The 21,504-nt window shown below is 64.5% G+C and carries 15 protein-coding genes; 5 read left to right on the forward strand and 10 right to left on the reverse strand.

Features of this window, described 5'->3' with window-relative positions; genetic code table 11:
• Positions 1-52 precede the first annotated feature (52 nt).
• The 4 genes from eda to zwf are packed head-to-tail and all read right to left on the reverse strand — an operon-like array spanning position 53 to position 4,981.
• Complete coding sequence (eda, locus tag ACFY2X_RS08620) at positions 53-664, reverse strand: bifunctional 4-hydroxy-2-oxoglutarate aldolase/2-dehydro-3-deoxy-phosphogluconate aldolase (RefSeq protein ID WP_389934398.1); 612 nt, start codon at positions 662-664, stop codon at positions 53-55.
• Complete coding sequence (gene glk, locus ACFY2X_RS08625; protein ID WP_389934401.1) at positions 661-1,626, reverse strand: glucokinase; 966 nt, start codon at positions 1,624-1,626, stop codon at positions 661-663. Before glk ends, eda begins: the two co-directional genes overlap by 4 nt.
• Positions 1,623-3,509 (reverse strand): phosphogluconate dehydratase, encoded by a 1,887-nt coding sequence (gene edd / locus ACFY2X_RS08630; protein WP_389934404.1) that lies wholly within the window; start codon positions 3,507-3,509, stop codon positions 1,623-1,625. The genes glk and edd overlap by 4 nt, the downstream gene beginning before the upstream one ends.
• Positions 3,506-4,981 carry a glucose-6-phosphate dehydrogenase gene (zwf, locus tag ACFY2X_RS08635; RefSeq protein ID WP_389934407.1) on the reverse strand — a complete coding sequence of 492 codons (1,476 nt, stop codon included), beginning with the start codon at positions 4,979-4,981 and terminating at the stop codon, positions 3,506-3,508. The genes edd and zwf overlap by 4 nt, the downstream gene beginning before the upstream one ends.
• Before the next feature lie 145 nt (positions 4,982-5,126).
• On the opposite strand from zwf, the gene ACFY2X_RS08640 reads away from it, so the two are divergent.
• Positions 5,127-6,296: an ROK family protein gene (locus ACFY2X_RS08640; RefSeq protein ID WP_389934410.1), complete on the forward strand. Its 1,170-nt coding sequence runs from the start codon at positions 5,127-5,129 to the stop codon at positions 6,294-6,296.
• A 9-nt stretch (positions 6,297-6,305) separates the two neighbouring features.
• Here the strand turns inward: ACFY2X_RS08640 and ACFY2X_RS08645 are convergent, their stop codons facing one another.
• From ACFY2X_RS08645 to ACFY2X_RS08655, 3 genes are all read right to left on the reverse strand, one after another.
• Complete coding sequence (locus ACFY2X_RS08645; RefSeq protein ID WP_389934412.1) at positions 6,306-6,566, reverse strand: hypothetical protein; 261 nt, start codon at positions 6,564-6,566, stop codon at positions 6,306-6,308.
• A gap of 68 nt (positions 6,567-6,634) precedes the next feature.
• Positions 6,635-7,039 carry a hypothetical protein gene (locus ACFY2X_RS08650; RefSeq protein ID WP_389934415.1) on the reverse strand — a complete coding sequence of 135 codons (405 nt, stop codon included), beginning with the start codon at positions 7,037-7,039 and terminating at the stop codon, positions 6,635-6,637.
• Between the two features lie 3 nt (positions 7,040-7,042).
• Positions 7,043-7,408 carry a hypothetical protein gene (locus ACFY2X_RS08655; protein ID WP_389934418.1) on the reverse strand — a complete coding sequence of 122 codons (366 nt, stop codon included), beginning with the start codon at positions 7,406-7,408 and terminating at the stop codon, positions 7,043-7,045.
• Positions 7,409-7,504: 96 nt separating this feature from the next.
• Here ACFY2X_RS08655 and ACFY2X_RS08660 point away from each other — a divergent pair, with 96 nt between their 5' ends.
• Entirely contained in the window at positions 7,505-7,756 is a 252-nt protein-coding gene (locus ACFY2X_RS08660) for a hypothetical protein (RefSeq protein ID WP_389934421.1), read from the forward strand.
• 318 nt (positions 7,757-8,074) lie between these two features.
• Here ACFY2X_RS08660 and ACFY2X_RS08665 read toward each other — a convergent pair whose 3' ends face one another.
• Complete coding sequence (locus ACFY2X_RS08665; RefSeq protein WP_389934424.1) at positions 8,075-8,269, reverse strand: CsbD family protein; 195 nt, start codon at positions 8,267-8,269, stop codon at positions 8,075-8,077.
• Positions 8,270-8,342: 73 nt separating this feature from the next.
• Here ACFY2X_RS08665 and ACFY2X_RS08670 point away from each other — a divergent pair, with 73 nt between their 5' ends.
• A complete protein-coding gene (locus ACFY2X_RS08670; protein WP_389934427.1) occupies positions 8,343-9,014 on the forward strand; it encodes a hypothetical protein in 672 nt (223 codons plus the stop codon).
• A gap of 243 nt (positions 9,015-9,257) precedes the next feature.
• Here ACFY2X_RS08670 and ACFY2X_RS08675 read toward each other — a convergent pair whose 3' ends face one another.
• Positions 9,258-10,376 (reverse strand): DUF3103 family protein, encoded by a 1,119-nt coding sequence (locus tag ACFY2X_RS08675; protein WP_389934430.1) that lies wholly within the window; start codon positions 10,374-10,376, stop codon positions 9,258-9,260.
• Positions 10,377-10,957: 581 nt separating this feature from the next.
• Complete coding sequence (locus ACFY2X_RS08680) at positions 10,958-13,999, reverse strand: BTAD domain-containing putative transcriptional regulator (protein WP_389934433.1); 3,042 nt, start codon at positions 13,997-13,999, stop codon at positions 10,958-10,960.
• A gap of 266 nt (positions 14,000-14,265) precedes the next feature.
• On the opposite strand from ACFY2X_RS08680, the gene ACFY2X_RS08685 reads away from it, so the two are divergent.
• Together ACFY2X_RS08685 and ACFY2X_RS08690 are read left to right on the forward strand one after the other, a co-directional pair.
• Complete coding sequence (locus ACFY2X_RS08685; protein WP_389934436.1) at positions 14,266-20,637, forward strand: DNRLRE domain-containing protein; 6,372 nt, start codon at positions 14,266-14,268, stop codon at positions 20,635-20,637.
• 151 nt (positions 20,638-20,788) lie between these two features.
• On the forward strand, positions 20,789-21,301 hold the full coding sequence (locus ACFY2X_RS08690; protein ID WP_389934439.1) for a hypothetical protein: 513 nt from the start codon (positions 20,789-20,791) through the stop codon (positions 21,299-21,301).
• Positions 21,302-21,504: the final 203 nt, after the last annotated feature.

The raw sequence follows: 21,504 nt of genomic DNA on the forward strand, positions 1-21,504 counted from the left end.
GAGCCGTGCCCGGCCGTTCCCGCCGGAGCCCTATCGGAGCCCTGCCGGAGTCCTACCGGAGCGCGGCCGCCTCGGCGGCCAGCTTCTCGATCCGGGAGTAGTCACCGGTGGCCAGCGCGTCGGCGGGGGTGAGCCAGCTCCCGCCCACGCAGCCGACGTTCGGCAGCGCGAGATAGGCGGGAGCCGTCGCGAGCTTGATCCCTCCCGTCGGGCAGAACCGCACCTCGGGCAGCGGGCCGCCGAGCGACGCCAGGTACGGCAGGCCCCCCGCGGCCTCGGCCGGGAAGAACTTCATCTCCGTCAGCCCGCGCTCCGCCAGCGCCATGACCTCCGAGGCGGTCGCCACGCCGGGCAGGAACGGCACGCCGCTCGCCTCCATGGCGTCCACCAGCTTCGGCGTGCTGCCCGGGCTGACCAGGAACCTGGCACCGGCGTCCACCGAGGCCAGCACGTCGGCCTGGGTGCGGATGGTCCCGGCGCCGATGACCGCCTCGGGCACCTCGGCGGCGATCCGCTTGATGGCCTTCAGGGCGGGAGCCGTACGGAGGGTGACCTCGATGACCGGCAGGCCCCCCGCCACCAGGGCGCGGGCCATGGGCACCGCGGTCTCCAGGTCGTCGATCACGACGACCGGGACCACCGGGGCGATGTCCAGCAAACTCATGCAAACTCCAGATTCGACATGGCCGACATGCGCTGACCGAGCCACGCGGCCGCGCCGGTGAGCGCGGGCTGGGGGGCGACGATCAGCGTGGTGGCGATGCCCGAGAGATAGTCGTTCAACGTCGGGGTGGCCTCGAACCGGCGGCGGAAGTCGCTGGAACGGACCCGCTCCACGATACGGGGCAGTACGCCGCCGCCAAGATAGACGCCTCCCCGGGCGCCCAGGATCAGCGCGACGTTCCCGGCGAAGGTGCCGAGCATGCCGCAGAAGACCTCGACGGCCTCCGCGCACAGCGAGTCGTCCAGCCGGGCCACGATGTCCGCGGCGGACAGCCGCGGCGCGTCCACGCCGTGCACCAGCGCCAGGGCGCGGTGCAGCCGGGTCAGGCCCGGCCCCGACAGCAGGTGCTCGGCCACCACGTGGTCCAGTCCCTCGGCGCGCAGGGCGCGGACGATCTCGTGGTCCCGTTCGTCGAGGACCGGCACAGTGACGTGGCCGCCCTCGCCGGGGACCGGCACCCACCCCTCGGCCGCGGGAACCAGCCCGCTCACACCGAGGCCGGTTCCCGGGCCCAGCACGGCCTTGACCCCGCGCGACGGCGCCGGGCCGCCCAGGGAGACCAGGTCGCCGCCGTGCAGGTGCGGAAGGGACGCCGCCAGGGCCTCGAAGTCGTTGAGCAGTTCGACGTGCGGGATCCCCAGATCGCGCACGGAACCCGACCAGTCGGCATTGGTGAACCGGTAACGGTCGCCCTGGACCGGACCCGCGATCGCGATGCATGCCGCTCCCGGCCGAACTCCGCCCGCGTGCTCCGCGAGATAGGCGGCTACGGCTTCGGGGAGGCTGTCGTGATCGGCCCCGGACAGTACGTCCACCTCCGAGGGGCCTGCGCCCGGCTCCGTGACCAGCCCGAACCGGGCGTTGGTGCCGCCGATGTCGGCGACGAGCCAGGGGAGGCTCACCGGGCCCCCTCGTGGCCGTTCAGGGCGAAGATCCCGGCACCGCGCTCGGCGGGGCCCGCCGTACGGCGGAAGGCGGCGAACAGCTCACGGCCGGTGCCCACCCACTGGGCGTCGGTCAGCGGCGCGCCCTGCGGCGTGCGGGCGGCCAGCTCCTCGGCCGGGACCAGCAGTTCCAGGGTGCCCGCGGCGGAGTCGAGGCGGATCGGGTCGCCGTCCTGGACCAGCGCGATCGGGCCGCCGTGGGCGGCCTCGGGCGACAGGTGGATGGCGGCCGGGACCTTGCCCGACGCGCCGGACATCCGGCCGTCGGTGACGATCGCCACCCGCTGCCCCCGGTCCAGCAGCACCGCCATCGGCGGGGTGAGCTTGTGCAGCTCGGGCATGCCGTTCGCGCTCGGTCCCTGGTAGCGGATGACGGCCACGAAGTCCTGCCCGTCGAGCTCGCCCGCCTCGAAGGCGCGCAGCAGGTCCAGCTGGTCGTCGAAGACCTTCGCCGGGGCCTCGATGACCAGGTGCTCCTCCTTGACAGCGGAGACCTTGCTGACCGCCCGGCCCAGGTTGCCGTTGAGCATGTGGATGCCGCCGTCGGGGGAGAACGCGTCGCTCACCGGCCGGAGCACGTCGAGGTCGGTGCTGCCGCCGGTGCGCTCCTCCCAGACCGGCTCGCCGTCCTTGAGCTCGACGGCCGAGCGGTAGTGCTCCAGCCCGTGCCCGGCGATCGTCAGCACGTCGCCGTGGAGCAGCCCGGCGTCCAGCAGGTCGCCGATGAGCACCTGCATGCCGCCCGCGGCCTGGAAGTGGTTCACGTCCGCCTGCCCGTTGGGGTACATGCGGGTCAGCAGCGGCACCACCTTCGACAGGGCGGCCAGGTCGTCCCAGAGCAGCTCGATGCCCGCCGCCGCGGCGATGGCGACGATGTGCATGGTGTGGTTCGTGGAGCCGCCGGTGGCCAGCAGCGCCACGCAGGCGTTGACGATCGCCTTCTCGTCGACCACCCGGCCGACGGGGGTGTACTCGCCGCCGTGCGCGGTCAGCTCGACCGCCCGCCTGCCCGCGGCCCTGGTCAGGGCCTCGCGCAGCTCGGTGCGCGGGTTGACGAAGGTCGAGCCCGGCAGGTGCAGGCCCATGACCTCGATCATGACCTGGTTGGAGTTGGCGGTGCCGTAGAAGGTGCAGGTGCCGGGGGAGTGGTAGGACTTCGACTCGGCGTCGAGCAGTTCCGCCCTGCCGACCTTGCCCTCGGCGAACAGCTGCCGGGTGCGGGCCTTGACCTTGTTCGGCAGGCCGGAGGACATCGGCCCGGCGGGCACGAACACCGCGGGCAGGTGGCCGAAGTGCAGCGCGCCGATGAGCAGGCCCGGCACGATCTTGTCGCAGACGCCGAGCATCAGGGAGGCGTCGAACATGTCGTGCGAGAGCGCGATCGCGGTGGCCATCGCGATGACCTCGCGGCTGTAGAGCGACAGCTCCATGCCCGCGCGTCCCTGCGTGATGCCGTCGCACATGGCGGGCACGCCACCGGCGAACTGCGCGACCCCGCCCGCCTCGCGGACTGCCGCCTTGAGGATCGCCGGGTAGGTCTCGTACGGCTGGTGCGCCGACAGCATGTCGTTGTAGCTCGACACGATCGCCACGCCCGGCTTGACCCCGGCCCGCAGGTCCAGCTTGTCGGTCTTCCCGGCGGCCGCGAAGCCGTGGGCCAGGTTGGCGCAGCCCAGGCCGGCCCGGGCCGGCCCGCGGCGGCGGGCGGCCTCGGCCTCGGCGTCGAGTCGTGCCAGATAGGCGGTACGGCTGGCGCGGCTGCGCTCGATCAGGCGGTCGGTGACCTCTTGGATCGCGGGGTTCATCCGGCCTCCTCCGTCGTTGTCGGGTCGGTCGCTCATGCGAGGTCCTCCTCATGCCAGGCGCGGCCGCTGCGACCGACGAGCTCGTGCGCTCCGGCGGGTCCAGAGGTACCCGCCGGGTAGGGCTCGGGCGGCGTGCCGTGCGACTCCCACGCGCTGAGAATCGGGTCGATCCAGCGCCAGGCGGCTTCCACTTCGTCGCGCCGCATGAACAGGGTGGGGTTGCCGGTCAGGACGTCCATGAGCAGCCGCTCGTAGGCCTCGGGCACCCGGGTGGTGAAGGTCTCGGCGAAGCTCAGGCTGAGCGGGACCGGCTTGAGCCCCACCTCGCCCGCGCCCGGCTCCTTGGCCATGATGTGCAGCTTGATGCCCTCGCTCGGCTGCAGCCGGAGCACCAGCCGGTTGGGCGTGCTGCCCGGGAAGATCGAGTGGGGCACGTCCTTGAACTGCACCACGATCTCCGAGCACCGGTACGGCATGCGCTTGCCGGTGCGCAGGTAGAACGGCACGCCCGCCCAGCGCCAGTTCTTCACCTCGGCGCGGATCGCGGCGAAGGTCTCCACCCGGTGCGAGGCCTCGGTGGGGGCGGTGTTGTCGGGCTCGTCGAGGTATCCCGGAACCCGGACGCCGCCGCACTCGCCCGCCGTGTACTGGCCGCGGACGGTGAAACGGTCCACCTCGCCGCCGACGATGGGCCGCAGCGACTCCAGGACCTTGACCTTCTCGTCGCGGATGGACTCGCGGTCGTTACGCGACGGCGGCTCCATCGCGACCAGGCACAGCAGCTGGAGCAGGTGGTTCTGCACCATGTCGCGCAGTGCCCCCGCGTGGTCGTAGTAGCCGCGGCGGCCGGGAGTGCCGACGGTCTCTGCGGCGGTGATCTGGACGTGGTCGATCCAGAGGGAGTTCCAGATCGGCTCCAGGAACGCGTTGGCGAACCGGAGGACGAGCAGGTTCTGGACCGTCTCCTTGCCCAGGTAGTGGTCGATGCGGTAGATCTGCCGCTCGTCGAAGATGGCGCCGACCTCGTCGTTGATGCGCTGCGCGCTGGCCAGGTCGCGGCCGAGCGGCTTCTCCAGCACCACCCGGGAGGCGGGGGTGACCAGGCCCGCCCGGTGCAGCTCCCGGCAGAAGGGGCCGAACGTCATCGGCGGGCTCGCCAGGTAGAACACCCGCCCCCGCTGCTCGTGCCCGGCGAGCATGCCGGTGATCTTCGCCCAGCCCGTCGTGTCCTCGCCGCCGATGTCGATGGAGACGTGGTGCAGGCGGCCGAGGAAGCGCTGCCAGGTGTCCATGTCGTCCACCGGGACGGAGTCACGCACCTCCGCGTCCACCTTGCCGCGGAAGTCGGCGTCGTCGAGCCCGCCGCGGGACATCGCGATGATGCGGGTCTCGGGGGCCAGACGGCCGTCGCGGTCACAGTGATAGAGCGCGGGGAGAAGTTTCCGCATGGAGAGGTCGCCTGTGCCGCCGAAGACGATCAAGTCGGCGGATTGCGGGGTCTCGGACATGGGGACTGCTCCGTGGTGATCTACCGGAATTGGGGATAGATCGGACAGTAGCCATATCTTGCGCTTCGCACAAGCAAAGTTTTGTCATTTGAGATGAGAAAGTGTGAACTTTTCATTCCCTAAGCAGGTGTGATTCACTTGGCTGATGTCTCGTCGTCCCGCTGCCGCGCTAGCCACCAGCGGTGAGGTGCTTCGCCTCATCCGCACCGGTGAAGCTGTCACGCGCGCGGACATAGGGCGCGTCACCGGCCTGTCCCGGCCCGCCGTCTCGCTGCGCGTCACCGAACTGCTGGATCGGGGCCTCGTCGTGGAAGACAGCGAGGGCCCCTCCACCGGAGGGCGGCCGCCCACCCGCCTGGTCTTCAACGCCTCCGGCGGCGTCGTGCTGGTCGGCTCCCTGGGCGCGAGCCGCGCGCAGATCGCCGTCTGCGACCTCGCGGGAGCCGAGCTGGCCCGCGCCGACCTCGCCGTCGACGTGGAGGAGGGCCCGGACGTCGTCCTCCCCCTGGTCATGCAGACCTGGAGCGAGCTTCTCGGAGACCTGCCGGTCTCCCAGGTGCGCGGCGTCGGCCTGGGCGTCCCCGCGACGGTCGAGTTCGCGGCGGGCCGTACCGAGAGCGCCCGCATCATGGCGAACTGGACCGGTGTCGCCATCCCGCCGATCATCGCCGAGCGCTTCCCGGTGCCCGTCTTCCTCGACAACGACGTGAACGTCATCGCGATCGGCGAGCACCGCGCGATCTACGCGGGCGAGGCCGACGACCTGCTGTTCATCAAGGTCTCCACCCGGATCGGCTCCGGCGTCATCGCCGGGGGCGAGATCCTGCGCGGCGCGCTGGGCGCCGCCGGGGAGATCGGGCACATCCCGGTCCGCGACGGCGGGGGAGTGCTGTGCCGATGCGGCAACATCGACTGCGTCGACTCGGTCGCCAGCGGCACCGCGATCCTGCGCGACCTACGCGCCCGGGGGCACGACGTGAAGACCCTGGCCGACGTGGTGAACCTGGTGCGGGCAGGTGACGCCGAGACCATGACCGTGGTCCGCGACGCCGCCCGGATGCTGGGAGAGGTCGTCGCCAGCGCCGTCAACCTGCTCAACCCCGCCGTGGTCGTCCTCGGCGGCGACGTGGCCGAGACCTTCCAGCCCATGGTGTCGGGCGTGCGCGAGGTCGTCCACCGCCGCTCGACCGCCCTGTCCACCCGCAACCTGAGGATCGAGCGCAGCCGCCTCGGCCCCGCCGCGGGCATCGTGGGCTGCGCTCACATGGTCCTCGACCACATCCTCTCCCCCGAGGCCGTCGACGCCCTCCCCTGACCGGACGTCTCAGCCCGCTTCGGTGGTCGTGCCGGGATGGCGTGACTGGCGGCGGACCGCCAGGACGATGTCCACGATCACGATCACCATGAGCACGGCCATGGCGACGATCAGCCAGGTGAGGCCGGTCGCGAATCCGAACACGCCGAGAGCGACGATCGGGATGAGCGCGAACGAGCCCATGCGGATGTGCACCACGTCTCGCGGCGTCGCGCGGACCATCGGCTTGCCGGTCTCGGACCTCTGCTCCGGCTGTCCTTCGGAAGTCATCTGTTCCCCTCCTCCGCTTCCTTCGCTCGGACGCATTCTTCGCACCCCCATACCCGGATGCCTCCCTGTCATGTGTCGTGCGATCGTCTGTCATGCGGTCGTCGGAGTGCCTTCATCAGTTCTTCGGGTTCGGCCACGGTGAAGGTTGCACCGGGATGGGTCAGCAACCCGCCGGGCACGAGCGCCGGCACGGGGGCGCGGAAGCGGACGCAGACACCGCGCCGGGGATTGGTCCCGAAGGTCACTCCCCGGTCGGCCGCCGACAGGCGCGGCCCGAAGGCCTTCCACGCCGTATAGGGACCGGTCAGGGTGACCTCGACGACATTGGACAGGGGCGTGCGCAGCACCCAGGGGCCGAAGCGGACCGTGAGCTCCTCGTCGTCCACGAGGGCGAAGGCCCGCGCGGGAGTGACACCGAGCAGCCGGAGGGGGATCCTCCAGGCCGGTTCGATCGCGAAGCCGAAACGAGGCACCGGTCAGCGTTCCCACGGAGGCTCTTCGCCCATTTTGGCGTAGTACTTGGCCAGGTGGGACTTGATCCTGTCGACCTCGTCCTTGGGCACGTCGACCCCGCCCCGCGCGCCCTGCATGACGCCTCCGGCAGCCATGATCGCACGAGGTACGGCCTTGAGTTCGCCTCCGATCACATCGGCGATCGGCAGCTTGTAGCTTCCGAAGTTCTCGGGATCGTCGCCGTCGTACCAGACATGCGCGTCCCGGTATTTCGCGTTCGGCGCCTCCTCGGCCCCTGCCCAGGCGCGGACGTGCTTGTCGGCCTCGTCCGCGTCCCAGTCTCTGTCCCGGTCGGCGAGTGGAAGATCCTGAAACCGTGTCACCGTCATCGTCCCGCTCCTTCCCTCAGCGGATCCCCTACCCGGTCGTCCGGCTCCATGCCTGCCGGACGACATATTCGGGCCTCTGCCGGGGAGGGGGCTGACATGAACGACGAGCGTGAAACGAGTGAGAAGCCGGACGAACACGGCCCCTCGGACGAGAAGCCGGTCGCCACGACGCCACGAGGCACCGGTGGAGAGAGCCGGGTCGTGGCCGAGAGGTCGGGGGCGGACACCTCCTTCCCGGAACGGCCGATCCTGGCCGATCCCCCCGAGGCCGAGGCCCGCCGTACCGAGCGCATGGACGAAGAGCCCGGCGAGGGCGAGCCCGAACCCGAGATGGGCCCGGCGTCCTGACGGAAGAGGCGGGACCGGCGTCCCGACGGACCAGACGGGGCCGGTGTCTTTCGGGAACCCGAAGTGAGAGCCGTATCTTGCCGGAACCTGAGACTGGACCGGCGTCCTGACGGAGCCCGGGGTGGGGAATGCGTCTTGCCGGAGCCCGAGGCCAGCCCGGTGTCTTGCCGGAACCCGGAGTGAGAGCCGCGTCTTGCCGGAACCTGAGACGAGATTGGCGTCCTGGGAGGGCCCGAGGTAGGCGAGATAGGTTGGCACCCCGGCGAAAGCAGGCGGTGGAGGCCCCGAAGCGGGGTCTCCACCGGCATGCGCTGGAAGTCAGCTCTTGAAGGCGTCCTTGACCTTCTTCGCGCTGTCCTTCACCTTCTCTCCCGCCTGCTTGAGGTTGCCCTTGAGCTGATCGTCCTTACCCTCGGCCTCCAGGCTCTCGTCGCCGGTGGCGCGACCGGCGCCCTCCTTGACCTTGCCCTTCAGCTCTTCGGCCTTGTTGGAAATCTTGTCATCGGCGCCCATGGTGTAATTCCTCCCGTTACATGAGGTTTTCTCATGCACAGATACCTGCTATCCGCAGATGAGAGGGGTAAACATGGGCCATGCGGCTCTCGCGACGGCGACGGAGGACATGCTCCTGCCCGGCAGGCGGCCGCCCTGGCGCGTCCTGCTGCTCTGCGGCGCCTCCGGGACCGGGAAGACCCGGGTGAGCTACCCGCTGGCACGGCACTACGGGGTCCCGATCGTGGAGGTGGACGATCTCGTCGAGGCGCTGCAGGCCATGACCACGCCGGAGCAGCAGCCGCTCCTGCACTACTGGCGCACCCACCCCGAGGCCGCGCGACTGCCCCCGGCCGACGTCGCCGACCTGCAGATCGCGATCGCCGAGGCGCTCGTCCCGGCCGTGGACGCGGTGGTGGGCAACCACCTGGAGACCGACACCCCGGTGATCATCGAGGGGGACTACCTGCTGCCCGCCTTCGCCGTCCGCGACAGCTTCGCCGGGGTTTCCGCCGGAGGGCGGGTCGCCGCCGTGGTCCTCCACGAGCCCGACGAGGCCCAGCTCGTGGCGAACTACCTGGACCGCGAGCCCGGCCACGGCGAGCAACGCCACCGCGCCCAGGCGAGCGCCCTGTACGGCGACCGCCTCGCCGCCCAGGCCGCGGAGGTGGGCGTTCCGACGGTGACCGCGCGTCCCTGGGACGACGTGCTCGCCCGCGTCACCGCCACCTTCACCGCTCCCCAGCCGGTCTCCGCCGCTCACTAGTGCAGCGACTGCACACCTCCACCGTGTTCGTCGTCCGTCCAGAGCGCCGGTACGGCGAGCGATGGGGTGGCGTTCGCGCGTCGGCTCGCGGTCCGGCGGGCAGTGCCGATGCTCGTCCGCCTTGCCGGGACGTGTCTCCCGGAGTTCTCCGGGAGACACGATCGGATCACGGCCGCCTGCCCCGGCGCGTCCAGGACAGACAGCTGTCGGGCCGTCGAACTATCGAGCCGTCGGGCTGTCGGGCTAGAGCTCGGACACCCAGTAGGGAGTCACGTCCATCCACCCGTTGGCGGCGGCGCCGTTGAGGCGGCCGCCGCTGCCGGTGGACAGCGTGTACCAGGAGTCGACGTAGTCCGGGTCGTCGGTCCACCACGAGCCCGGGATGGCGGAAATGATCGCGTTGACCAGCGGGACATAGGCGCCGGCGTCCACGATCGTGAGCAGGGCGGTGGCGATGGCCTGGGCGAGCTGCTGGTAGTTGGTGTCGCCGTCGTCCTCCATCATGACGACATCGGCCAGGTTGTACTTGTAGGCCGAGAAGTGCACGAGGAGCTGGTTGGGGTAGTAGGTGGTGCCGTCGTGGTCGAGGTACGGCATCTGCACGATGTTGACGGCGGCTTTGCCGTCGAGCCCGAAGCCTCCGACGATGCTGTAGATCTCGGCGGCGCCCTTGATCCAGGGCTCCTCATCGTCGTTCAGCCGGACGGCGTTGACCTTGGTGGCCCAGTACCCACCGGCTGCGGCCGCCGAGGCGGGCTTCTCCGCCACCATGCCCCGGGCGGCCAGCGTGTCCTCCATGAGCTTCAACCCCATCGGCAGAGCCTTGGCCACATCGACCTCCACCACGAGAACGGGTCTCTGCGGCAGCTTGACCGGGTCAAGGACGACCCTCTCGCCGAGCGGGCCATATGCGTTCACCGCGGTCGGCTCGTCGTCGGTGGGCGCCGCCGCGACCAGGGGCACCTCGCCACGCGCCAGAGCCGCGCGCATGTCCGGGTGCGCCAGCCGTACCTGCAGCACCGAGCCGCCGGTCGCGGGCAGACCCTTGGCCGCAAGCACGGCCAGGTTGGCGGCGCGCGCGGCCTGCCCGAGCCCCGCATCGGGCGCGAGCGCCAGCATGTCGGCCGCCCCGGACGCGGTCGCCGAGACCACCCGATCCCGAACGGCCCGATCGGCCAGGGCGTCGGCGACCTGACCGGCGAGGCGGTCGGTGACGGTGAATACCTTGCCCGGGGCTTTGACGACGGAGGCGGGCCCACTGCGGGACGGGGCCGTGACGGCTCCGGCGGGGGCGATGGCCGAGGTGACCGATAAGAGGAGTGCGGCTACCGCGGTGGCGGTGGTGATGAGGACTCGAGTCACGAGCCTTCTCCTATCTCGGGGCTCCGGGCCAGAGGCGCTCTGGCCACGGACGGGGGGAGCGAGACAGAAGAAGTATGTCAATTCATGACATGTAGCGAAATACGCAGTATTGCCAGTGTGTCAAGTCGGGCTGGGCGGATCCTGTCGCCGGACTAGCTGAGCGCCAGGCGAGCTGGGATGATACTCGGGTGGTGATGGGGCCGCCAGGGTGAATCCCGGCGAAAAGTGAGTGGAGAGGCCGTCGGTCGGCGATGACTCGCGGAGTGCGACGTTGGCGAGCTCGACGGAAACCGTTTGGCTGAGCCGTACAGGTCTGTATAAGACGGTCAGATACCTCGTGTGTCAATTGACAACAGTGTTCTCGAACGATGATCGTTTATCCCCGGACCGACGTGATCGGCCACGTCATCGCGACCTTCGCCGCTTGACAGCCGATCGGCGGGAGGAAACTGTTCGCCGCTGTTCGGGCACTCGATTGAACCCACGATGAATGGGTGGTCGTTGGCCGTACTGCAAATCTCCAGCCGGTCTTGTCCGGAACCATTTGCATGCCATCACCAGGAAGACCCTGTCGCGCCGCATCACTCCATTACGTGCCGAAGCTGTTCGACGACGATGTCGGCTTCCGGGACGCCCATCTCGGTGAAGATCTGAAGCGCCTGTTTCCAGTGATATATGGCTTCGTCGGCCCGGCCAAGAGCGCATAGAGCTAGAGCCAGCCCGTTGTGCGTATAAGCTTGCTGGTAGGGTCCTCCCGCGGAGGGGGCGATGTCCAGGGCGGTCTTGTAATATTCCAGAGCTGTTTGGTTCTCTTCTATGGCGCGATAAACATCTGCCAGCCCCTGGAGCGCTTCGCCTTCCAAATGGTGTCCGGGAATTTCCCTGGCCTTGGTGAGTGCTCGCTGTTGATGGTCTAAGGCCATCGCGTTGAGTCCTTGCTGTCGGTAAGTCCTGCCGAGCCCGATGAGGGCCTGCACCTCGAGACGCAGGTTGCTCATTTTCTGGCTCAGCTGGAACATACGCTGAAGCGACTCGATGGCTGTCTGATGGTCGCCAAGCCTGGCATGAGCCTCACCTAAGGTCAGAAGAGTATAAGCTTCGTCATGAATCCTCTCCTGTTCGCGCCAGTAAGGCAGGCAGAGATGCAGGCACTCGAGAGAGTCGACGATCCTTCCTATGTGCAGATAGGCGCCCGCCAAATCCAGGAGGACGGAGAACTCTCCCCCCTGGTTACCAAGGCTCCCATGCATGCCACGGGCTTGTTGAAGAGCTTCTATGGCTTCCGCGTATCTACCTGTGCGTATTAATCCGTAGCCCATGTAGCCGAGAGCATTGGCTTCGCCGGATAAATCCCCGGTAGCGCGGGATAGGGCCACAGCTTGTCGCTGGCAGTCCAGAAACTCCGGATACTGCGAGGTCGACATGTAAGCATGACCCATAGTGATAAGAATCATGGCCTCCCCATGCTGATCGCCTATTCGCTGTGCAGCTGAGAGCGCGATCTTGTGGGTGTCTATCCAATCATCTACATAATCTCTGAGATAGAAGAAATAAGCAACGATATGTGTAAGCTGCCAAGCGACGACCGGCCATCCGTGCACGGCCGCATGACTAACCAATGGAATCAAGTTGGGACGTTCGGCCTCTAGCCACGCCAGAGAGCTGTCATAGTCGCTGAATTCCTTTGAACCGCCTAGCGGAACTGGCGTCGTCGGGCGTAGAAGAGTGGCATCAAGATCGATATACCCCATGGCGGAACGAACTGTGTGCGCGTACCAGTTGAACATGTTGGATAGCGCACTATGGCAATTGTCTTCCGTGTCATCCACGCTGCTGTGATCCCGCGCGTAGATACGCACCAGGTCGTGCATCGTCAATCGCTCGTCGCTGACTCTGTGAACAAGGTGAGCGCGAACGAGCGTGTCCGTGACTTCATGGACCTCGTTGAGCGGTAGGCCGCTCAACGCTGCGATCGCTTCAAGGCTGATGTCAGGCCCAGGATGAAGACCTAGCAGTCGAAAAGTGCGCCGTTCACGCTCGTCCAAGCTCCTGTAGGAGAGCTCGAACGTGGCACGGACTCCGATGTGGGGATCCTCCCGCATGTCGAGGGCGGTAAGGCGATTCTCCTGGCGAAGCTTTGTGACGAAGTCGTTGACCAGCAAGGCGGGCTGGCTGACGAGATGTGCAGCAGCCAGCCGAAGCGCAAGTGGCAAATACCCGCATAGCCGGGCGAGCTCGTCCACTGCTTTCAATTCATTGCCGAATCGTTTGCCACCTATGAGGGCTAGAAGTAGCGCCCGGCTTTCTTCTTCCGCCAGGACATCCAACGTGATGGTGTGGACATCGTGTGTCACGGAGAGTCCGCGCAGAGAGTCTCTGCTGGTGATGATCACTCTGCAGAGAGCCGAGCCGGGCAGCAGCGGACGTACTTGCTCCGGCGAGGCCGCGTTGTCGAGGACTATGAGCATCCGTTTGTCGGCGATCAGCGATCGGTAGAGAGCGGCGCGCTCTTCTCCGTCGTGAGGGATTTCATCCGTCGCCACGCCCAGTCCACGCAGGAGCCGGTGCAGCGCCTGCACTCCTGTCACCGGCTCGCTGGGTGAATAACCGTGCAAGTTCACATACAGCTGGCCGTCCGGAAAGCGATGGGCTACACGATGGCCCCAGCGCGTCGCCAGCGCGGTTTTACCCACTCCGCCAGCTCCTCCAATGGCCGAGATCACGATAGGTGCGACGCCTGGACCGTCGGACAAGAGGGCGTCCAACTCCTCAAGGCTCTCCTGTCGGCCGGTGAAGCGTGCGATATCAGCGGGCAACTGGCGAGGTACGGGTGATGGCCGCAGGGAAACCGCCGACTCATGTGACGCGGCAGAATCGGCTTTCTCGCCGTCGGCGGGACTATCGGTGAGGATGGCCTGATGCAGCTTGGCCAGTTCCTCGCCCGGCTCCAGGCCGAACTCCTCACGCAGATGGTGACGTCCGATCCGGTATTCCTCCAGGGCTTCCGCCGTACGCCCGGAACGGTGAAGGGCGAGCATCAGCTGACCCCGTAGCCGCTCCTGCAGAGGATGCTCGGCGATGAGCCGACGCAGTTCACTGATCAAGTCCGCGTGGCGCCCCAGCGCTAAGTCGGCCTCGATGCGGTCATTGAGCGCGGCCATGCGCTGCTCTTCGAGCGCCGCGCCTTCAACCAGTTGCAACTCGTCCCGCGTTCCGGCCAGAGCAGGTCCGCGCCACAGCTCCAATGCGAGCCGCAGTTGATTCGCCGCCTGCGCGGCATTACCCGCGGCCAGAGCCGTACGGGCAGCGCGAGTTTCAGTGGTGAAGATGTCAAGATCTGATCTGCTCGGTGGCACATGGAGGGAGTAGCCCGTCGGCACACCGGAAAGGTGACTGGCGTCGGTCAACAGGCGGCGCAGGGACCACAAGTGGTTGTGCAGCAGTTTTCGGCCTGAGGGCGGAATCTCCGAACCCCACAGCGCGGCCAGCAACCGATCGTGCGAGACCACCTGATTGGCATTGAGCACCAGGACGGCCAGCAAGGTGCGCTGCTTTTGACCGACGACCGGCATTGAACGTTCATCTCGCCACAGATCCACCGGTCCGAGGATGCGGTACTCCACCATTGCCTCCTTTCGAGGCGCCTGAGACCTGCTTCTGACTACGACGATGGCGCGCTCGTCGATCACGTGTAGGTCCGGCTACATGGTCTCGAGTCTGGATTTCTATAGACCAATCGCCGGATGACGGATCAAGCGCCACAAGATCGAGATATTACAGTGCCAAGATCAAGAGTGCTGCCCGGCATGCTTGCGATGATCACTTCCGGCCGGTTCCTCCCATTTCCCGAACACCGGTCGGCCTATCTCTCCCCAAGACGGAGGTATTGGTGGGCTCTTCTCCCCCCAAGCCCAGATTCTTCGCGCCGATCCGCCGGCGAAGATTCCTGGAACGCGCCACCACCGTGGTGGCCACCCTCGCACTGATGACATCGTCGGCCTACGCGGCTGAGGCATCCGCGGTCTTACAGCCGCAACCGACATCACAGCCGAAGCCGCTTCCCGCGAAACTGGTGACCGAGCGCCCCGACCGGGTCTCAGCGGCGCTGAGTGCACGCTTGCAGGGCAGCCGGGTGCTAATCACCGGTGAGACGACAGAGTCAAATCTCACCTACGCTAACCCTGATTCCACCTTTACCACCGAGGCAGTGAGCGGCATCGCTCGGGTGAAGCAGGACGAGCGGTGGGTCCCGGTCGACACCACGCTGATCGAGGAGAACGGTGTGCTTCGGCCGCGTGCGGCCAAGGCCGTTGTGGAAGTCTCCGCTGGCGGCCAAGATCGGCCGCTAGCGAAGATGTCCCACAGCGACAAGCAATCCTTCGCGCTGAAGTGGCCCATCGCGTTGCCGAAGCCCAACGTTAAAGGCAACGTCGCCACCTACGCCAACGCGGCCGGTCCCAATGCCGACCTCGTCGTCACCGTCCTACCCGCAGGATTCCGCCACGATGTGGTGCTGCGCGAACGCCCTACAGGGCCGGTGGAGTTCAAGATCCCGGTGCAGGCCGAAGGCCTCACACTTGGCATGACCAAGCAGGGTGGTCTGAAGCTCACCACGAGCAAGGGTAAGGTCGTTGCTTCTGCTCCCAAGCCGTTCATGTACGACTCCCCGGCGGGCGAGACGCCGCAATCGACAGACGCGGCGCCGGTGGAAGCCTCCATCACCACTAGCGTGAAAGTTGAGGACGGGCAGCAGATGCTGGTCCTCAAGCCCGACCCCGACTTCCTCACCGATCCCGAGACTCAATATCCGGTGACGGTGGATCCGACCACGACCCTCACCTTGCTGGCAGCAAGGACCCTCAACTCTGCATGCTCCAATGGATACGCCGGTGAAACGACCAGCTGGAACCTTACCCCGGGTATTAGGGGTAATGGTGACCAGGAGTGCGGATACGCAGCCAACGGCTCGAGATTGAGTCGCGGACTGATCAAGTTCGACACCTCCAGCCTGTCCGGCCAGCAGGTGGTCGATGCCCGGCTGGAGTTGTTTGGCGACCTGCTCCGGTGTCCGGTCGGGCAGAGCCTTCGGGTTCGCCGCCTCACGAGCAACTGGGACCCTGACGAGGTGTTTTGGTCTAACCAGCCCACTTCTACCAGCGATGGCGAAACTACGTCAGCGCCGCCTGCGGTGTGTGGGCCCACCTCTTATACAGAAAACACGCCGTGGTCAATGGCGGTGACCGCAATCGCCAAGGCCTGGGCCGGTGGCGCAGCCAGCCATGGGCTGGTCCTGGCACCCAGCAACGAACAGGACCGCAGCAAGACCTTCGGCTGGCACTTCAAGGACAGCGGTGTCAACGCACCAAAACTGGTAGTGACCTATGGGTCCACGCCATGGATTGCTGGCCCGCTGCGTGCCCAACCAGTGGCGGCGGTTAACAACAACGTCTATACCAACACGCACACGCCTACCCTGGTCGCCGGTGTTCACGACGCGGATGGCGGATTGCTGCGGGCCGAGTTCGAGATTGAGCACGACCCTTCGGTATCCGGGCAAGGCAGCGGCCTGATCTGGTCTGGGAGCGTTGATAACGTATCCGCTGGTACTGACGCGAAAATCGCGGTCCCTGCAGGCAAACTGAGCGATGGCTGGAAAGTGCGCTGGCGGGCTCGCGCGTCTGATGCGTCATCCTCCTCGGCTTGGTCCCAGTGGCAGATTCTGACCGTCGATGCGACAGTGCCGAAGGTCACTCAGATTAGTTGCACCTACCCCGTAAATACTTGGAGTGGCCAGCTTGGGAATGCCGAATGTGGTGTCTATACCGAAGACAACGACCCCATAGATTCTGACGACAAGGGCACCAACGATCCCACCGAGATCTTGTGGGGACTCGATGATCCCTCTACCCCCAATGTGCTCAATAAGACCTGGGGGTATAGCCAGGGGCAGAAATCGATCTGGTTTAAAATCGATCCTCGAGATGGCTGGCGGACCCTGTACGCCAAGGTCCGCGACAAGGCGCACAACACCTCAACGGTTACGACGTATAGCTTCGGTGTTGGTCCGGGTGGTCTTGTCACAAAAAAGAATCGTACACAGCGCTCGGTCATGCTCAGCGCGGCAGCTCCATCGGAGCGTACGCAGGTTCGATATGAGTACGGGGGTGAGGGCTACACACCCTATGGCAGTTTTGACGACGAATGGCTGGTGGTTCCGCCAGCAGATGTCACCCCTCCGGGGTCGTCAACACCGATCACGTCTTGGCCGCAGCCTCGTAGTGACACGTCCAAGAACTTCTCTGAATTATCGTGGGACATCGCGAAGACGTTCCGTAACGCGGGGAGAAAAGATGGAGCCGTAGGTGTCAGGGCCTGTTTCTCAGGTGGCGCTGCGGGCGAGGTCTGCTCAAAACCAATCACAGTGACGCTGGACCGATCGGCGTTCGGCAGTTCCTACGCAACTGCGAATATCGGCCCGGGGTCGGTAGCCTTGCAGACTGGTGACTTTTCGTTAAAGCACACAGATGCCAGTATCTTCGGGGTTGATGTAACCCGGACGCTGACAAGCCTTGAACCAGGTTCCGACCGAGAAGACGAGCAACTGATTGAAAACAAAGTGTTCGGTCCCGGTTGGCGTGGTGGGTTCCCAGCGGTGCCGTCCTGGATTTCAGATTTCTCCCCATCCAACGATGGCGATTCGGGGTCGATCCAGATGATCGGTCCCGACGGTGAGACCCTAACTTATGTTCGCGAGGGTGCCAGCTTCACCGGGTATGGCGATGCCGCCGATGGTTCAAAAATTATTGTAGATTCCGATAATGGCCAGCTGATCGTCACGGACAGAAGCGGTGTCAAAACCACCTACAGTCGTGTAAATGGTAGGTGGGTCATCACTAAGGTTGAGACCACAGGAGCTGAATCGGGAATAGTCTACCTTCGTGATAGTCAAGGTCGAGTGACGCGTATTCTGTCGTCTGTCGCAACCGGTATCACGTGCGGCACCACACTGGTAGTTGGCTGTCGAGCCTTAGATCTCACCTACGGCTCCTCGACAACCGCCACAGGTGTCAGCTCAGGATGGGGTGACTACACCGGCCTGGTAAAGCAGGTTGCCTTCACGGCGTTCGATCCTGATTCGAATGCGATGAAGACTACCGCGTTGGCATCCTACCTATATGACTCCACTGGGCATCTACGTCAGGTGGCTGATCCGCGTACCGGGCTGGCTGCGACGTATTACTACACCGCCGAGGGGCGGGTCTCGCAGATCACCCCACCAGGATTGGCACCATGGCGGATGGAGTACGACAGCTTCGGCCGTCTGGCTCATGTGCAGCGGGAAGGCGGGGAAGTCGACCCAACCCAAGCGGTGGTTTACGACGTGCCGATCAGCACACCGATCGATCTGACTGTGGGACAGACCTCAACCTGGGGCCAGACACTTGATCTGCCGCAGTTGGGCGCAGCAATTTTCCCCGCTTCGCATGTGCCGACTCGCAACGGCGATGGAACCTATCAGTCTACAGTCGGGGATTGGGAGTACGGCGCATTGACCTATGTGGATGTCAACGGCCGCGCCGTCAACAAAGCCGCCTATGGTGCCGGAGCTTGGCAAATCTCGACTACCCGCTATGACGACAAGGGCAACGTGGTCTGGCGTCTGTCGCCCGACTACCGTGCCCAGGCCTTGACACCGACGGGTGACACCGATCCGTATGTGACCGGTCGGATGGATTCGGCCGAGCGAGCCCACTTGCTCGCGACTACGCGCATATTCTCCAGCGATGGCGATCTGCTGTCCGAGACAGGGCCGGCCCATCCGGTGCTGCTTGCTTCTGGGGTACTGGTATCGGCCCGTAAACGTGTCAGCAACACCTATGACGAGGGCAAGCCCCTCAGTAATGTCAACTACCATCTGGTGACCACGTCCACTCAGGAACCAGTGGTTCTCGACGGGACGGCTACACCGGGAACCAACGATGTGCGGACGACTAAGACCGGATATGACCCGATCATGTCGGGAGACGCCTCCGGGTGGGCACTACGCAAAGCCACGACCACCTTTGTTGTCATGGCGGGACAGAGCAACATCATTCAACGTGTCCGCTACGACGCCACCGGAGGCCAGATCGAGCGACGCATGCCCGCGTCGAACGGGACCGATGCCGGCACCGCGCTGACGTACTACTACACCGCCGGAGCCCACCCCAGCGTGGCAGCCTGCGGTAACAAACCTGAGTGGACCGGCCTGACGTGCTATACGGCACCTGCTGCGCAGCCTTCCACAGGCAAGGTGCTTCCAACCCAGTCGATGATCTATGGATACTACGGCAATCCGACGAAGACTACGGAAACAGTAGGCGCGGTGGTGCGAACCGCAACTGTGACCTACGACGCGGCCGGACGCACGATCAAGTCGAAACTTGAGGTGACGCCAACCGGTGAGGGCGGTACCGCAGTTCCGGAGGTCACTTACACCTACGATGCGGCTACCGGCCTGCAAACGCAAAAGGCGGCCGGTGGCGATACGATCACCGTCACCTACGACACCTTTGGCCGACCAGCATCGACGACTGATGCCACCGGGAACATGGCCACCGCTAGCTACAACCTCGATGGACAGATCGCGACGACCAACGATGGCCGCGGCATCACCACCTTCACCTACAACGGCACCGATGCTGCCGGAAAGATCGAACGTCGCGGCCTGGTTACTAAGAACGACGCTAATGGCGTAGGCGTGTTCACCGGCGCCTATGACGCTGCCGGACGTCTCACCCTGCAGACCTATCCCAATGGTCTGACAGCAACCAACCGCTACGACGCCACAGATAAGCTCATCGGCCTCACTTATGCCAAGAACGGCGTGACATGGCTCAATTTCACTGCTACCCCCGACGTTCAAGGGCGAACTGTAATCCAGCAAGGCCCTGGTGGCAGCGCGCAAAACTATAGTTACGATCCGGTCAGTCGCTTGATCAAGACCAGAGACACCTACGCGGGACGTTGCACCACTCGGATTTACGGTTTTGACATCAACACCAACCGCACCAATCTGAGCAGCTATCCTGCTGACAGCACCGGGTTCTGCAGCACAAATACCACCCCCAGCACCCAGAACTACAGCTATGACCAAGCTGACCGCATCACCAACTCCGGCTATGTCTACGATGCTTTTGGCCGCACCACCCAAGTACCCACCGCGCACGTGACTGGTGGCGCCGATCTCACGATCGGATACTTCGCCAACTCCATGGTCGCCTCACTCTCTCAAGGTGGTCAGAGCAACACCTTCACCCTGGACCCCGTCGGCCGGGTCAAGACCATGACCACCAACGGCGGTTCTCGGCCTGGGACAGTCACCAACCACTACTCCGGAACCGAGGACAGCCCAGCCTGGATCACCGAGGCCAACGGTACTTGGACCCGCAATATCGTTGGCTTCTCCGGACTGGCTGCTATTCAAAAGAGCGACGGCACCTCCACCCTGCAACTTTCCAACCTGCACGGCGACATTGTCGCTACCAGTGACAACACCCTCACTGCCACTGGCGTGCAGAGCTATGCCGAACAGACTGAATTCGGTATCTCCCGCGCTGAAAACACCAGTAACCCGACCCGATACGGCTGGCTCGGCAGCAAGCAGCGATCGGTTGACGCTTTGGCTGGCCTTGTCCTCATGGGGGTTCGCCTCTATAACCCCACCACCGGACGCTTCCTCCAAGTCGACCCCCTCGTCGGCGGAAGCGCCAATGCCTACGACTACTGTTTCGCAGACCCAATAAATTGCACCGACCTTGCCGGAACAGCTGGCAATCCGAACTACGATGTAGTTTACCGTCGTACAGACATGCTGGGCGAAAAGTCTGAAGCCGTCGCTTGGAGGGAATGGGCGGAGCAAGTATTCGGCCCTCAGGGATTCGTTATCGACAAGTTTCAGCACGTTCGCTACGTGGAGCATCGGAAGCGCACCGTTTTCACCGGCATGCAAAGCAAGAAAAAATACGAATGTGATATTCCCGGTCCGGGTCGCTCATGCACAAGAGGTGAATGGGTAACCTATGAGCGAACCATGTTCGCCAATTACATTGAGGAATGGACCAAGACTGTTACCATTATCACCATGAACAAAGGTGGCGAGGCTGTCTTTGGAACTAAGACCGTCACCTTTGAACCTCATCACGCCGGATTCCAAGACTGGATCTTCTCCCACACGGTCAAATCATGGAATCATTACGGCAAATGGGTGAGAGTCGGATAAAAAGAATTTAGCTAAAAGATTCTGGAAGTGCTATAGGCGCTGACGGAGGAAGGGTCGACTCCTCGCGGAGGTAGCGTCTCCTATGGGCTCAATTTTTGCCAAATTCGGAGCGCTACCTCCAGAAGGCGTCAAATCCTAGGATAGGAAGCTCATGATGGAGATCCCGCCTGAAGGATCCACCGAAAATGCTGGGAATAACATCAAGAAGAATGCCAATTCCCCTTCAAGGGGGCTGAGGAAGGGTGAATCGAAGCCGCGATCCCGTACACTCAGGGCCCTTATTGCTGCGGCGCTCGTATGGTTCCTAATCATAGGCCCATACGTCGTTTATAGATTGATAGTGAACCTCTATAGAGTTATAGAGGCCGCTCCGGGTCTAGGAACAGAAAAAATATCAACATTAGGAGATATTGTAACGGTAGTCACGATTATTGGGACCCAGCTCGCCTCGCTCTGGATTACCGTAAATCGTGTGTCGTATCGATCGCGAGATATTCTGATCATTCTAGTGCCAATCTATGGCTGGATTTGGGCCGGTAAGATAATGTGGCGTATTGCGTACTTGCCTTACGTTGACTGGCGACCGTGCCCTAATGAGATGGAAAACATAGAATTCATCAAGATTGACGGGCGCGAAGAGCCGGTCATGCGCCGCAAGTTCTAATTTTGAACCATCAGACCCTTCTCTTTATCGGACTCGTAGCACTGAGGATCGTTCAATGCGATGCATGTGGCAGATAAGGGAATGGGGCATTTGGGTCGGCCAAAGCAAGTGACCGTAGTTTCTGGCGGCAGCTTCCCGAAGCTGCCGCCAGAAACTATGTGAGGCCTCGCATACATCCGACACGACGGAGAGAGGCTCACGGG

This window comes from Streptosporangium sp. NPDC000396 (genome assembly GCF_042898655.1).
In the GTDB taxonomy this organism is placed as follows: Bacteria; Actinomycetota; Actinomycetes; order Streptosporangiales; family Streptosporangiaceae; genus Streptosporangium.